Origin of the sequence: Kribbella sp. NPDC023972, assembly GCF_040639075.1 — a bacterium.
Classification (GTDB): Bacteria; Actinomycetota; Actinomycetes; order Propionibacteriales; family Kribbellaceae; genus Kribbella.
The window spans coordinates 612,037-626,489 of record NZ_JBEZZH010000002.1 but is presented as its reverse complement, the minus strand read 5'-3'; the positions used below and the strand labels follow the sequence as shown (position 1 = coordinate 626,489).

Here is a 14,453-nt window from a genome sequence, read left to right as displayed (position 1 = left end):
ACGGTGGCCTACTTCGCGCAGTTCAAGTGAGGTTGAATTCTTGCGCGACCATTCTAGGGTGGCGGTATGGCGGAGGAGAACGTTCCGAGCAAGGATCACTGGCTGTCCATCGGGGAGATCGCGCATCGGTCCGGAGTCGCCGCGTCGGCGCTGCGTTTCTACGAGGACCAGGGCCTGATCCATTCCCGGCGTACGGCCGGGAACCAGCGGCAGTACCAGCGCAGCACGTTGCGGCGGATCGCCTTCGTCCAGGCGGCCCAGCGGGTCGGGCTGGCGCTGTCCGAGATCAAGAGCGCGCTGGACTCGTTGCCGGACGACCGTACGCCGACCCGCGCGGACTGGAGCCGGTTGTCGAAGTCGTGGCGGACCCGCCTCGACGAACGCATCGCCGAGCTCGAGCGGCTGCGCGACGACCTGGACGGCTGTATCGGCTGCGGCTGTCTCAGCCTCCAACGCTGCAACCTCTACAACAAGGCCGACCGCCTGGCCGAACGCGGCCCCGGCGCCCGCATCCTCAACGTCGGCATCCCCGGCGAATAGCCCCGCCGACTCGTCAATTCCGGTCCGGACCCCCCGATCCCGAACCACAGTCGACAACTCGACGCCGCGCGTCGTAGCAGTACGACCCGACCCGGCTCCGGATCGGAGCTCCGGGTATGACCCCGTCCGGCACCTATCCTGATTCCGTGCGTAGGTGGGTGGGGATCTGGGGCGCCGCAGCCGCCTGCTGTGCCGGCCTCACGGGCTGCACGGTCCCGCCAGGCGGGGTGGTCGGCGTGACAGTCGACACCGCCGGCCACCCGGTGATCGTCATCCAGATGTGCGAGGGGCACATCGACGGCGCGACGCTGTACCGGGATGACAAGACCCTCGGCAAGTGGGAGGTCAGCTCTCCGGTGACCAGGTTCTCGCAGTTCGACCTGGACTCTGGCGGCAACGGGTGGGCTCTGGTCGGGGAGTTCGTGAGGCGGGACCCGGAGCAGCAGTACACGATCTACGGGTGGTCGAACGACGGCAACTGGTCGGCGACCCACCTCGAATTCAGCGACCGGGAGCTGTCCGGCCTGAAACCGGGCACAGTGCTCGTACCGGAGCGCGAGCAGGAAGGAAACAGGTCCGAGTCGCTCGAGGACTTCAAGACGAAGACCTGCGACGACTGGAACTAGCGCGCCGGCCCGGTGGACCCCCGGACGACCAGCTCGGGGCGGAACAGGAACTCGGTGTGCGGGGTGGTGTGGCCGCGGACCTCTTCCAGCAGCGACTGGACCGCGGCCAGGCCCATCGCCTGCACAGGCTGGCGGATGGTGGTCAGCGGCGGGTCGGTGAACTCCATCATCGGGGCGTCGTCGTACCCCACTACCGAGATGTCGCCGGGAACCGCGAGACCACGTTGCCGGGCGGCGCGGATGACGCCGAGCGCCATCATGTCGGAGCCGCAGACGACCGCGCTGACGCCGACGTCGAGTAGCTGCTGCGCGGCCGCGGCCCCGCCCTCGACACCGAACATGCTCAAGGCAACCAGCTCGTCGAGCTCGGGGTCGGACAGGCCGAGCTGGGCCTTCATCGAGGTGCGGTAGCCGGCCAGCTTGCGTTGCACCACGATGAACCGTTCCGGCCCGGAGGCGAAGCCGATCCGGCGGTGGCCGAGGGCAACCAGATGGGCCACGGCCAGTTCCATCGCGGCGTACTCGTCCGACGACACGAACGGCGCCTCCACCGTGGGCAGCCAGCCGTTCACGAACACCACCGGCAGCCGCCGGTCCACCAGTGCCTGATAGCGCACATGGTCGGCACCGGTGTCCGCGTGCAGACCGGAGACGAAGATGATCCCGGAGACGCCGCGCTCGAGCAGCATCTCGACGTACTCCTCCTCGGTGGCACCGGACGGTGACTGCGTGCACAGCACCGGGGTGAACCCGCGCTGCGACAACGCCGACTCGATCACCTGGGCGAACGCCGGGAAGATCGGGTTGATCAGCTCCGGCATCACCAGCCCGATCAGCCCCGCTGACCGGCGCCGCAACCGGGTCGGCCGTTCGAACCCCAGTACGTCGAGCGCGGTGAGGACCGACTGTTTGGTCTCCTCCGCCACCCCCGGCTTGCCGTTCAGCACCCGCGAGACCGTCGCCTCGCTGACCCCCGCCTTGGCCGCGATGTCCGCCAGCCGCGCTCTGCTGCTCACCCGGGGCACTGTACCCAGGGGTCGTTGACCTTGCAGCAAGATCCTGCAAGAACTTGCAGGATGCGTGGAGTTGTCCACAACGTGAACAGTATGGACACGTCACACGCCGTACACCTTGTCAGGACGAGCCGGGCGGGCGAGGATAAGCGCACCCCCGCCTGGGGGCCTTTACTCGGATCGTCCGGCACGTTCCTGCCGGTGAAGGGATGTAATCGTCATGGCCACTGTGTCGTTCAAGTCGGCAACCCGGATCTACCCCGGTGGTGACACCCCCGCCGTCGACAAGCTCAACCTCGAGATCGAGGACGGCGAGTTCATGGTTCTCGTCGGCCCGTCGGGTTGTGGCAAGTCCACCTCGCTCCGGATGCTCGCCGGCCTCGAAGAGGTCAACGAGGGCTCCATCTACATCGGCGACCGCGACGTCACGCACCGTCCGCCGAAGGAGCGGGACATCGCGATGGTGTTCCAGAACTACGCGCTCTACCCGCACATGTCGGTCGCCGACAACATGGGCTTCGCGCTGAAGATGCAGGGCGTCTCCAAGGAGGACCGGGCCAAGCGCGTGCAGGAAGCCGCCAAGCTGCTCGGCCTGGAGGAGTACCTCGACCGCAAGCCGAAGGCCCTGTCCGGTGGTCAGCGTCAGCGTGTCGCCATGGGCCGCGCGATCGTGCGTAACCCGCAGGTCTTCCTGATGGACGAGCCGCTGTCGAACCTCGACGCCAAGCTCCGCGTCCAGACCCGTACCCAGATCGCCGAGCTGCAGCAGCGCCTCGGTGTCACCACCGTCTACGTCACCCACGACCAGGTCGAGGCCATGACGATGGGCGACCGGGTCGCCGTACTGAAGGACGGCCTGCTGCAGCAGGTCGACACCCCGCTGAACCTGTACGACCACCCGAAGAACAAGTTCGTCGCGGGCTTCATCGGTTCGCCGGCGATGAACCTGCTCAACGCCGACATCGTCGAGGGTGGCGCGAAGCTGGGTGACTACGTCATCCCGATCGAGCGCAGCCTGCTGGCCAAGACCGGCAGCGACAAGACCATGACCGTGGGTGTTCGGCCGGAGGCCTTCAAGGTCGCCGACCAGGGCCTGCCGGTGCACGTGGCCGTGGTCGAGGAGCTCGGCGCCGACGCGTACCTGTACGGCACCGCCGAGCACAACAACGAGCACCAGCAGATCGTCGCCCGGATCGACGCCCGGATGCCGGTCGAGAAGGGTTCCACCATTCACCTGGCGGCGGTGCCGGAGAAGCTGCACCTCTTCTCCACCTCCACCGAGGAGCGCCTGACCGCCTGATCAGCGGTACGCCCGCCGCGGCCCCGGGTGGTTCGTCCACCCGGGGCCGCTGCATGTTCCAGCCTAGGTCGCCCGCCGGCTGCGTTCGTCCGGATGCAGCGGGTTGTCGGCCGGGTTCAGGTTGGTCTGCTTGAGCAGGTAGTGCGGCCGTTGCTTGGTCTCGTAGTAGATCCGGCCGATGTATTCGCCGATCACCCCGAGCATCACCATCTGCAGCCCGCCGAGCCCGGTGATCGCCGCGATGAGCGTGACGTACCCGGGCATCTCCACCCCGTGCAGGACGGCGACCGCGATCACCCAGATCGCGTACCCGGCGGCGACCGCGGTGAGCAGCAGGCCGACGTAGATCGCCAGCCGCAGCGGCCGGTTGTTGAACGAGAGCAGCCCGTCCAGCCCGTACTCGAGCAGCCGCCGGAACGTCCACCGGCTCTTCCGCTCGGACGGCTGCTGCACGTTGTCGTACTCGAACAGGATCGACTCGAACCCGATCCAGGCGAACAGCCCCTTGGAGAACCGGTTGTACTCCCCCAGCTCCAGCAGGCCGTTCACGGCCCGGCGGGACAACAGCCGGAAGTCGCCCACGCCGTCGACGAACTCGACGTCGGCCCACTTGTTGATCAGCCAGTAGTACGCCCGCGCGAAGAACGTCCGGGTGGCCGGGTCGCCGACCCGGTTCCGCCGGGCGATCACCTGGTCGAAACCGCGCTCGTACAGCTCGAGCATCCGGCCGATCAGCTCCGGCGGGTGCTGCAGGTCGGCGTCCATGATCACCACCGCGTCGCCGGAGGCGTACCGCAGTCCGGCCAGCATCGCGGCCTCCTTGCCGAAGTTCCGGCTGAAGGACAGGTACCGGACGGCCGGATCGGCGTCCGCGAGCTGCACCAGCGCGTCGAGAGTGCCGTCGCTGCTGCCGTCGTCGACGTACACGATCTCGTACTCACCGCCGGTCGCGGCGAGCTCCCGGCTGACGGCTTCATGGAACCGGTCGACCACCTCGACCTCGTTGTAACACGGCACCACCAGACTCAGCCGCATCATCTGTCCCACCTCCTCCGCCCGGACCGATTCTTGTCCAGACCGGAACTACGCGCTAGTTTGGCGCTCGGTCGAGCGCGTACACCCAGGGACCCCGCGCGCGTACCCAGGGACTGAGCGGAGGGGCGGCCAGTGGACGACGAAGCGGTAGAGGACCCAGTTGCGCCCAGTGCCGCCCAGGCGCCCCCGACCGCTGCGCCGGACGTACGGCGGCCGGCCGCCAACCGATCGGCTCCGGAGCGCTCGGCACTGCCGTCGGCGCTCGCCGCCGGGTTGCTGGTGGCGGCGGTGTTCGCCGCCTCCGGATTCATCCGCGGTACCTTTCCTTTCGGTTCACTGTCCCGCAGTACCAACGATCTCGGTACCCAGTACATCCCTTTCTTCGCCCACCTGTGGGACGTCCTGCACGGCCGCGCCCAGGGTGACCTGTTCTTCAACTGGCAGAGCGCGTTCGGAGTCGGGTTCCTTGCCGACTACGGCGTCGACCTCGGCAGCCCATTGTCCCTGCTGGTGGGGCTCTTCCCCCGCGACCAGATCGACCTGGCCGTCTACGTCATCACCGTCCTCAAGCTGAGCCTGGCGGCCGCCGCGATGGCGGTCCTACTACTCAAGATGTCGCCAGGACCCCGCTGGGTTGCAGCGATTCTCGGCGCGTCGTACGGCGTGTGCGGCTGGGCGATCGACGACGGCGCGTACGTGCCGATGTGGCTGGACGGCCTGATCGCGCTGCCGATGTTCTTCCTGGTGGCCGAGTGGTCCCTGCGCCGGACCAACCGCCTGCTCAGTGTGCTCGTGGTCGCCCTCTTCTGGATCTCCAACTTCTACACCGCCTACATGGCAACGATCGCGGCCGGCCTGTACCTGCTCGCGCGGGTGCTGACCAGCGACCTGACCTGGGCGCTCCGGCTGCGCGGCGTCCTGCGGCACGGCATCTCCTTTGTCCTCGGCCTCGCCCTGGCCGGTCCGATCCTGCTCCCGATCTTCGCCGCCAACGACGACGCCACACCGTCACCGTCCGGCGTCTTCAGCCCGTCCCCGGTCGACATCTTCCTGTCCCGCCTGCTCCCGCTGTCCGAGGGCGTGGGCCGCACCGCCAGCCTGTACGTCGGCACGGTCGCCCTGCTGCTCGCGCTCACCCTGCCGTTCAACCGCTTCGTACCGATCCGGACCAAGGCGGTCTGGATCGTGACGACCGCCGCGATCGCTCTGTCTTTCCGGTGGACGCCGACCCAAGAGATGTGGCACGGCTTCGACACCCCGAACGGAAGCCAGTACCGCGAGGCCTTCGTCCTGTGCGGCGTGATCGTCGTACTCGCGTGGGTTTCGGTCGCGCATCGGCTGCCCGGTCCGCTGGCGCTGCTGGGCGGTGCGGCCCTGGTCGCGGTCATCGCGGTACTGTCCAACGGCAGCCCACTGCTGACCGACCACGCCATGACCGTCCTCATCGGGTCCGGAGCTGTCACGCTCGTTGCGCTGGGCACCATTTGGGTCGTACGCCGTACTGCGGCAGGTCGGCGTACCAAGTGGCCGGTGGCTGTGGCGTTCGCCGCCGTCATGGCGGTGGTTGCCGTCGAGACCACGTGGACCGCGGTGGTGACGGACGAGGAGCGGTCGAAGATCCTCAGTGCGCTCGTACCACCGTGGAACCAGCAGCAGACCGAGCGGGCCGACGCGATCGCGGGCGCCGACGACTGGCCGCACTATCGGACCGATCCGGGGACGGCGGTGACGCCGAACGACCCGATCTTGCTCGGCGGTCAAGGCGCCGGGCTCTACAGCAGCCTGCTGCCCGCGTCGGTCAACCAGACGCTGACCGGGCTCGGGTTCGGCTGGTCCGGGTACGGCCGGGCCTCCGACGATCTCGAGCATCCGGTGATCGACGCGATCTTCTCGATCGGCGCCCGCCTGCATCTCGCGTCAGGCGGCAAGGAGACCATCGTTCGATCCGTGGTGCCGCCGTTGGTGACGGTCCGGCGGCGGCTCGGGGCGACGGCCGCCTCGAACGCGTTCGTCGCCCAGGAGCGGTTGCTCGGGACCCAGGTGTACGAGGTCCCCGAGTATCGGGGCAGCAAGGCGACCACCGGTGGTGACGTGAAACTGGTCGGGCGCTGCACACCCGGCACGACGGCGTACCTGCACCAGCCGCGGGTCTCGGGGCAAGCGCGACTGACCGACAGCGTTCAATGGCATGCGCTGACCGCGAGCCGCAGGCCCGGCATCAACACGAACAGCGCAATGGTCCGGCTGGGCACCGTCCCGGCGTCCGGGGTGGTGTCGGCCGAGATCCGATTCACCGGCAGCACGTCCGGTATCACCTCCACCGGTGCGCTCGGTTGTCTCGACGAGCAGCGCCTGGCGAGGGCCGTGCGGATGCTGCGGTCGAGCGGGGCAACGGACGTCGAGGCCGGCGGCCATTCGATCAGCGCGACGCTGCCTCCCGGCAGCCAGGGGTACGCCGTGATCGCCGTGCCGAAGCTGCCCGGGTGGAAGTGCTCGGCCGGTGACGGCGAGGCCCAGACGCCGCGGAACTACGGCGGTCTGATCGCCGTACAGTTGACCGGCAACGCCGACCGTGTCGACTGCACCTACACACCGCCAGGCCTCCGGCGCGGACTCGCGCTGGCCGGAGTCGCGGCTGTCATCACGCTCGGGCTCGTGCTGATCGGACGCCTCCGCCGGTCTAGGAGTTGACGTCCCGGCGGTAGAAGACCGCTCCACCGAGGAGGACCAGCACGACGGTCAGGATGCCCAGGTACGAGGCGCCGTGCTCGAACGAGAGCGTCTTCTCGATGCCGGTGCACAGGTAGCTCCCGTCGTCGCCGGTCGAGCACTCGTTGACGTAGTACGTCGTATCGTGCCGGACGAAGGCGTCGAAGTTCAGCTTCACCAGCCACGGCTGAGCCTTGTTCAGGAAGCCGGCGAACACACCCTCGATCAGGACCAGGTAACCCATCGCCACACCGATCGCGGCCGCCGTGTGCCGGAGCAACAGCCCGACCACTCCACCGAGTGCGGCACCGACGGCGATCAACAGGACGGCTCGACCAGCGGTCGCGGTGAGATCGCCCCAGACCTTCCCCGTCGTACTGGAGGTGTCGCCGAGCTGATCGACGATCAGATAGGTCCCGAGCGTCAGGATCGCCAGGACGGCGGCCGCCACCGGCGCGAGGCCGATCGCGGCGGCCAGCAGCTTGCTGCCGTAGACGCGCAACCGGCGTGGCTCGAAGGTCAGCCAGTTGCCGATGGCACCGGTGCTGAACTCGGCGCCGAGGAAACTCGCCCCGATCAGGAAGGCGGCGAACAGCAGCAGGTACGACGAGCCGAGCAGCAGCTCGGGCATGCTCTCCGCGAACACCGCCCGCGGCTTGCCGAAGTCGTCGATGCGCGGCTCCGGGTAGTTGCACATCTCGTCCAGCGCGGGTTTCGGATCCGGCTGCTTCTGCCACTCCTCCGCACACCGCGCGCGATCCTCCTCGGCGTGCTCCTCCCAGTACTGGTGCGCTGTCTCGAACTGCGCCTGAGACTGGCGCTGCTCGGCCTCGGACGGTGGTTTGGCGTCGATCCAGGTGGCGACGAGCAGCAACGCTGTGATCGCCAGCACCCCGAGTACGCCGATGACGGTCAGGCGGCGGGCGGTCAGCCGGCGGAGCTCGACGGTGGTGAGCCGGATCATCGACCGGGGTGGCGGGGTGGGGAAGGTGTTCAACGCAGTCCCTCCCCGGCGGTCAGCTCGAGGAAGACCGACTCGAGGTCGGCGCGGACCGGGACCAGCTCGGACACGTACAGCTCCTGGTGGGCCAGCCGGCGGGTCACGTCGGCCGGATGCTCGGCTCCCTCGACGACGAGGTAGTTGCCATCGGCCCGCACTGTCATCCCGGCCGCGGTGAGGATCCGGATCGCCGCCTCGTGGTTGTCCACGGCAACCTTGACCGTGCCCGCCGTACCGCCACCGATCACCTCGGCGACCGAGCCGGAGGCGAGCAGCCGGCCGTGGCCGATGATCGAGACCGTGTCGGCGACCTGCTCGACCTCGGCCAGGATGTGGGAGCTGACCAGCACCGTCCGGCCCTGGTCGCCGAGGCTGCGCATGGTCTCGCGGATCTCCCGGATGCCGGCCGGGTCGAGGCCATTGGTCGGCTCGTCGAAGATCAGCAGGTCGGGCTCCTTCAGCAGCGTCGCGGCGATCGCCAGCCGCTGCTTCATACCGAGTGAGTACGCCCTGAACTTGTCCTTGCCGCGCTCGCCGAGCGAGGTCTGCTCGAGCACCTCGCCGACCCGCTGCCGCGGTACCCCGATCGCCTCGGCAAGCAGCTCGAGGTTCTTCCGGCCGCTGAAGGCCGGGAAGAACTTCGGCGACTCGACGATCGCGCCGACCCGGCCGACGACCGCCGGCAACTCGGCCGGCACCGGCCGGCCGAACACCGTCATCGACCCCGCGTCGGCCCGGATCAGCCCGAGCAGCATCCGGATCGACGTGGTCTTCCCCGATCCGTTCGGCCCGAGGAACCCGTGCACCCCGCCGACCGGCACGTCCAGGTCGAGCCCCTGGACGGCCACCACCTGCCGGCCCCGCCGGGTCCGGTAGGTCTTGCGCAGACCGCGCGTACTGATCGCCAGCTCCGGCATCTGACCCCCTCGTCCTGCCAGTAGACGCACAGCTTCGCAGGTTTGTCGGCGAGCCGCTCCGAAAATACCCCCGGCCCGTATTGCGCCGGGACTTGCTTTCGATACCCCAAGGGGGTAACTTCGTGGTTGTCGACATACCCCCGAGGGGTAGATGAGGAGCCTGAGATGACCACCGATGCGGCCGACCACCAGGTGCACGGATACACCGCCGAGAAGAGCAGCCACCTGAAGCGGCTGCGACGGATCGAAGGCCAGGTCCGCGGCCTGCAGCGGATGGTCGAGGAGGACAAGTACTGCATCGACATCCTCACCCAGGTGTCGGCGGCGACGAAGGCGCTGCAGTCCTTCTCCCTGGAGCTGCTGGACGAGCACCTGGCGCACTGCGTGGTCGAGGCCGCGCAGAGGGGCGGTCCGGAGGCCGAGGAGAAGGTCCGCGAGGCCTCCGACGCGATCGCCCGCCTGGTCCGCAGCTGAAGCACCCCCCACAACACGAGCAAGGAGAGACCGCTATGACCACCACGACCTACTCCGTCACCGGCATGACCTGCGGGCACTGCACCGCGGCGGTCACCGAGGAGATCAGCAAGCTGACCGGCGTGCAGGAGGTCAGCATCGACCTCGTCGCCGGTGGCACCTCCAAGGTGCACGTGACGAGTGAGTCCGCTCTCGACGAGACCGCCGTACGCGAGGCCGTCGACGAGGCGGGCTACGAACTGGCGGCGTCGTGAGCCGGGCCGTCGCGCTCCGGCTCGGCGCGTTCGCCGGTGCGCTCGCGCTCGCCTTCGGGGCGGCGTTCGCGATCGGCACCGCGGTCGACCCGATCGCGGCGGCCGACACCACCACTGCCCCTGCTCACGGAGAGGAGATGGGCGGCATGGAGGAACCAGCAGCCGGACACGGGGAGGAGCACAGCGAGTCGGGCGAGCAACTGCCCGGACTGGCGGTTTCCGAAGCCGGGTACACCTTCTCCCCCACCACGACGTTCTACCAGCCCGGCAAGAAGACCGAGCTGCGCTTCACCATCCAGGGCCCGGACGGCAAGCCCGTCAAGGAGTACACCGAGACGCACGAGAAGGATCTGCACCTGATCGTCGTCCGGCGTGATCTGTCCGGCTTCCACCACGTGCACCCGACCCGGGACGCGAGTGGGACCTGGAGCATTCCGTTCACGTTCACCGCCGGTGGCACGTGGCGGCTGTTCGCCGACTTCCAGCCGGCCGGTCTCGACCGGACGCTGACCCTCGGCACGGACGTCAACGTCTCCGGCCTCTACATCCCGGTCCCGCTGAGCGAGCCGGCCGGCATCTACAGCTTCGACGGGTACGACGTGACACTGGCGGGCGACCCGGTCGCGGGCAAGGAGTCCGAGTTGACGTTCTCGATCAACCGGGGCGGCAAGCCGGTCACCGACCTGCAGCCGTACCTGGGTGCCTTCGGACACCTGGTCTCACTGCGCAGCGGCGACCTCGCCTACCTGCACACCCACCCCGCGCAGGAAGCGACGGCGGGGATGAAGGGCGGACCGAAGATCACCTTCGCCACCACCTTCCCCACCGCTGGGACGTACAGCCTGTTCCTGGACTTCCAGCACGCGGGCGCGGTCCGAACCGCCGAGTTCACCGTCAAGGTGGGCACGGACGGGACCACCGCGATCGTCCCGCCCACCAAGCTGCCCACCGCCGCACCGAGCACGCCCGGGCACGAAGAGACCCCGCACGGCCACTGAGAAAGGAGGCACACTGCAATGACCACTACAGAACCCGGTCAGTCCGTCGAACTCATCATCGGTGGTATGACGTGCGCCTCCTGCGCCGCACGGGTGGAGATGAAGCTGAACCGGATGGACGGTGTCACCGCGACCGTCAACTACGCCACCGAGAAGGCGAAGGTGACGTTCGCCGACGGCATCACCACCGACGACCTGGTCGCCACCGTCGAGAAGACCGGCTACACCGCCACGCTTCCGGCGCCGGCGCTCGACTCGCCGGACAGCGAGGAGCCCGACGAGCTGAAGCCGCTGCGGGAGCGGTTGTTCGCCAGCATCGCGCTGGCGGTGCCGGTGATCGCCCTGGGCATGGTCCCGGCGCTGCAGTTCGACTTCTGGCAGTGGGCTTCGCTGACGCTGACCTTCCCGGTAGTCACCTGGGCGGCCTGGCCGTTCCACAAGGCCGCCTGGACGAACCTGCGGCACGGCGCCGCGACGATGGACACGCTGATCTCGCTGGGCGTGGTGAGCGCGTTCCTGTGGTCGCTGTACGCACTGTTCGTCGGCGGCGCGGGCGAGCCGGGCATGAAGATGCCGTTCACGCTGATCCCGTCCCGGGGCAGCGGGGCCGAGGAGATCTACCTCGAGGTCGCGGCCGGCGTCACCACCTTCATCCTGGCCGGCCGGTACTTCGAGGCCCGCGCCAAGCGCCGGTCCGGTGCCGCCCTGCGGGCGTTGCTGGAACTCGGCGCGAAGGATGTCGCCGTACTGCGGAACGGCTCCGAGGTGCGGATTCCCGCCGACCAGCTGGTCGTGGGCGACCAGTTCGTGGTCCGGCCGGGCGAGAAGGTCGCCACCGACGGCGTGATCGTCAGCGGCAGCAGCGCGGTCGACGCGTCGATGCTCACCGGTGAGTCAGTGCCGGTCGAGGTCGGCGAGGGCGACCCGGTCGTCGGGGCGACCGTGAACGCCGGCGGCCGGCTCCTGGTCCGGGCGACCCGGGTCGGGTCCGACACCCAGCTGGCGCAGATGGCCCGGCTGGTCGAGGACGCGCAGAACGGGAAGGCCGCCGTCCAGCGGCTGGCCGACAGGGTGTCCGGCTTCTTCGTGCCAATCGTGATCGGGCTGGCGCTGGCGACGCTCGGGTTCTGGCTGGGCAACGGTTCGCCGGTGGAGATCGCGTTCACCGCGGCGGTCGCCGTCCTGATCATCGCCTGCCCCTGTGCTCTCGGGCTGGCCACGCCGACCGCGTTGATGGTCGGGACCGGCCGGGGCGCGCAGCTGGGCATCCTGATCAAGGGCCCGGAGGTGCTCGAGTCCACCCGCCGGATCGACACCGTCGTACTGGACAAGACAGGCACCGTGACGACGGGCCGGATGGAGCTGGTCGACGTACTGCTGGCTCCCTCGGAGGACCGGGCCGAGGTGCTGCGGCTGGCCGGGGCGCTGGAGCACTCGAGCGAGCACCCGATCGCGCAGGCGATCGCCCGAGGCGCTGTGGACGAGGTCGGTCAGTTGCCCGAGGTCGAGGACTTCGGGAACGTCGAAGGCCTCGGTGTCCAGGGCATCGTCGACGGTCACGCCGTACTGGTCGGACGCACCCGGCTGCTGGAGGAGTGGAGCCAGTACCTTCCGGACGAGCTGGCGCACGCGAAGGAACACGCCGAGGCCGAGGGGAGTACGGCGGTCGCGGTCGGCTGGGACGGTCAGGCCCGTGCAGTGCTGGTCGTCGCGGACACGGTGAAGGCGACGTCTTCAGAGGCGATCGGCCAGTTGAAGGCGCTGGGACTGCGGCCGGTGTTGCTGACCGGTGACAACGAGGCCGTGGCTGCGAAGGTCGCGGCCGAGGTCGGCATCGACGAGGTGATCGCCGAAGTACTGCCGGCCGACAAGGTCGACGTGGTGAAGAAGCTGCAGGGCGAGGGCCGCGTGGTCGCCATGGTCGGCGACGGCGTCAACGATGCGGCCGCCCTGGCCCAGGCCGACCTCGGCCTGAGCATGGGCACCGGGACCGACGTGGCGATCGAGGCCAGCGACCTGACCCTGGTCCGCGGCGACCTGCGCGCGGCGGCGGACGCCATCCGCCTCTCCCGCAGCACCCTGCGCACCATCAAGGGCAACCTGTTCTGGGCCTTCGCCTACAACATCGCCGCCCTTCCCCTGGCCGCCGCCGGCCTCCTCAACCCCATGCTCGCCGGCGCCGCCATGGCCTTCAGCTCCATCTTCGTAGTAACCAACAGCCTCCGCCTCCGCCGCTTCCGCCCGCTTGGCACATCTTGAGCTGAGAAATGTTGCCGTACGACGCCACAAGGAAATGTCGTCGTACGGCAATACACGAGGTTCTGGTCGTACGGCTGGCGGCCGTACTTCGTGAACCCGCAATTCTTCACTAGAAGATCGCAAGAAACGACTTCCGATGGGAAGCGGGTCGGCGGTGCGCCTGGGGCGGGTTGGACTTGGGGCTCGGCCGCGCCGAGTGCGGGGTTAGATCCGGGCTCGGGCGGTCGAGGCTCGGACTACCAGCTCGGGTTCGAAGAGGAGTTCGTCGGCGGGGACGGCGGCTCGTTCGATGAGGGCTACGAGCATGTCGACGGCGGCGCGGCCCATGGCGTCGATGGGCTGGCGGACGGTGGTGAGGGGCGGGTCGGTGCAGTTCATCATCGCGGAGTCGTCGTACCCGATCACCGAGACTTCCTCGGGGACGGTCAGGCCGGCCCGGCGGACCGCGCGGATGGCGCCGAGGGCGAGGATGTCGCTGGCGCAGACGATGCCGGTGACGCCCTTGTTGACCAGCCGGGTGGCGGCGGCGTGCCCGCCCTCGAGCGAGAACATCGTGTGCTCGACCAGGTCGAGATCGGCCTCGTCGGCCGCGATGAACGCGTCCAGCTTGCGCCGCGAGGGGATGTGGTCACGCGGGCCGAGGACCATGCCGATCCGCCGGTGACCGAGGGCGCGCAAGTGGCCGATCGCCATCTCCGCGGCGACGTAATCGTCCGACGACACCTGTGGGAAGCCGAGGTGGTCGACCGCCGCGTTGACCAGTACGGTCGGCAACTTGCGCTCCTGGATCAGCTCGTAGTGCTGATGCGGCGCGTCGGCCTGCGCGTAGAACCCGCCGGCGAACACCACGCCGGACACCTGCTGTTGCAGGAGCAGGTCGACGTAGTCCGCCTCGGACACCCCACCGACCGTCCCGGTGCACAGCAACGACGTGAAACCTTGCTGGGCGAGCGCCCCGCCGACGACCTCGGCGAACGCCGGGAAGATCGGGTTCTGCAACTCGGGCAGTACCAGGCCGACCAGCCGGGCCCGGTCGCCGCGCAGCTGGGTCGGACGCTCGTACCCAAGCACGTCCAGCGCGGTGAGGACCGCTTCACGGGTCGCCTCGGACACGCCCGGTTTCCCGTTCAGCACCCGGCTCACGGTGGCCTCACTGACGCCGACCTTCTTGGCAACCTCTGCAAGTCGTCGTGTCATGACGCAAATTTTACGCTCGATAGCGCAAGCTCTTGCAAGCGCTTGCGCTGACTGTTTCACGAACCGGACCGAATGGGTCTGTTTCGCGAGCCGGACCGACTGGCTGAGTGCTCAGGTTCCGGCCCAAATGC

Annotated in this window: 12 protein-coding genes and 1 pseudogene; 8 read left to right on the top strand and 5 right to left on the bottom strand. The window is 68.7% G+C overall.

The window, feature by feature from the left end:
• The first annotated feature begins 66 nt into the window (after positions 1 to 66).
• Complete coding sequence (soxR, locus tag AB0F43_RS12160) at positions 67 to 540, top strand: redox-sensitive transcriptional activator SoxR (protein WP_360474171.1); 474 nt, start codon at positions 67 to 69, stop codon at positions 538 to 540.
• A gap of 146 nt (positions 541 to 686) precedes the next feature.
• Positions 687 to 1,166 carry a hypothetical protein gene (locus tag AB0F43_RS12155; protein WP_360474531.1) on the top strand — a complete coding sequence of 160 codons (480 nt, stop codon included), beginning with the start codon at positions 687 to 689 and terminating at the stop codon, positions 1,164 to 1,166.
• On the opposite strand, the pseudogene AB0F43_RS12150 reads toward AB0F43_RS12155, so the two are convergent.
• Positions 1,076 to 2,182, bottom strand: a pseudogene (locus AB0F43_RS12150) (LacI family DNA-binding transcriptional regulator); the annotation flags it as partial. The gene AB0F43_RS12155 and the pseudogene AB0F43_RS12150 overlap by 91 nt on opposite strands.
• 217 nt (positions 2,183 to 2,399) lie before the next feature.
• Between AB0F43_RS12150 and ugpC the strand changes: the two are divergent.
• Complete coding sequence (gene ugpC / locus AB0F43_RS12145) at positions 2,400 to 3,479, top strand: sn-glycerol-3-phosphate ABC transporter ATP-binding protein UgpC (RefSeq protein ID WP_360474169.1); 1,080 nt, start codon at positions 2,400 to 2,402, stop codon at positions 3,477 to 3,479.
• A 63-nt stretch (positions 3,480 to 3,542) separates the two neighbouring features.
• On the opposite strand, the gene AB0F43_RS12140 is transcribed toward ugpC, so the two are convergent.
• Positions 3,543 to 4,517, bottom strand: a complete 975-nt coding sequence (locus AB0F43_RS12140; RefSeq protein WP_360474167.1) for a glycosyltransferase family 2 protein — start codon at positions 4,515 to 4,517, stop codon at positions 3,543 to 3,545.
• A 129-nt stretch (positions 4,518 to 4,646) separates the two neighbouring features.
• Here AB0F43_RS12140 and AB0F43_RS12135 point away from each other — a divergent pair, with 129 nt between their 5' ends.
• Positions 4,647 to 7,205: a YfhO family protein gene (locus AB0F43_RS12135; RefSeq protein ID WP_360474165.1), complete on the top strand. Its 2,559-nt coding sequence runs from the start codon at positions 4,647 to 4,649 to the stop codon at positions 7,203 to 7,205.
• Here the strand turns inward: AB0F43_RS12135 and AB0F43_RS12130 are convergent.
• Together AB0F43_RS12130 and AB0F43_RS12125 are read right to left on the bottom strand one after the other, a co-directional pair.
• Positions 7,195 to 8,220, bottom strand: a complete 1,026-nt coding sequence (locus AB0F43_RS12130; protein ID WP_360474163.1) for an ABC transporter permease subunit — start codon at positions 8,218 to 8,220, stop codon at positions 7,195 to 7,197. The genes AB0F43_RS12135 and AB0F43_RS12130 overlap by 11 nt on opposite strands.
• Positions 8,217 to 9,140, bottom strand: a complete 924-nt coding sequence (locus AB0F43_RS12125) for an ATP-binding cassette domain-containing protein (RefSeq protein WP_360474161.1) — start codon at positions 9,138 to 9,140, stop codon at positions 8,217 to 8,219. The genes AB0F43_RS12130 and AB0F43_RS12125 overlap by 4 nt, the downstream gene beginning before the upstream one ends.
• Positions 9,141 to 9,332: 192 nt before the next feature.
• Between AB0F43_RS12125 and AB0F43_RS12120 the strand changes: the two genes are divergently transcribed.
• Genes AB0F43_RS12120 through AB0F43_RS12105 form a run of 4 tightly spaced genes read left to right on the top strand, consistent with a single transcriptional unit; the run spans position 9,333 to position 13,125 of the window.
• Positions 9,333 to 9,614 carry a metal-sensitive transcriptional regulator gene (locus AB0F43_RS12120; RefSeq protein ID WP_360474518.1) on the top strand — a complete coding sequence of 94 codons (282 nt, stop codon included), beginning with the start codon at positions 9,333 to 9,335 and terminating at the stop codon, positions 9,612 to 9,614.
• Positions 9,615 to 9,649: 35 nt separating this feature from the next.
• Positions 9,650 to 9,868, top strand: a complete 219-nt coding sequence (locus AB0F43_RS12115; RefSeq protein WP_360474159.1) for a heavy-metal-associated domain-containing protein — start codon at positions 9,650 to 9,652, stop codon at positions 9,866 to 9,868.
• Positions 9,865 to 10,866: a hypothetical protein gene (locus AB0F43_RS12110; RefSeq protein WP_360474157.1), complete on the top strand. Its 1,002-nt coding sequence runs from the start codon at positions 9,865 to 9,867 to the stop codon at positions 10,864 to 10,866. Before AB0F43_RS12115 ends, AB0F43_RS12110 begins: the two co-directional genes overlap by 4 nt.
• An 18-nt stretch (positions 10,867 to 10,884) precedes the next feature.
• Positions 10,885 to 13,125: a heavy metal translocating P-type ATPase gene (locus tag AB0F43_RS12105; RefSeq protein ID WP_360474155.1), complete on the top strand. Its 2,241-nt coding sequence runs from the start codon at positions 10,885 to 10,887 to the stop codon at positions 13,123 to 13,125.
• 204 nt (positions 13,126 to 13,329) lie between these two features.
• Here AB0F43_RS12105 and AB0F43_RS12100 read toward each other — a convergent pair whose 3' ends face one another.
• Positions 13,330 to 14,322, bottom strand: a complete 993-nt coding sequence (locus tag AB0F43_RS12100; protein WP_360474153.1) for a LacI family DNA-binding transcriptional regulator — start codon at positions 14,320 to 14,322, stop codon at positions 13,330 to 13,332.
• Positions 14,323 to 14,453 lie beyond the last annotated feature (131 nt).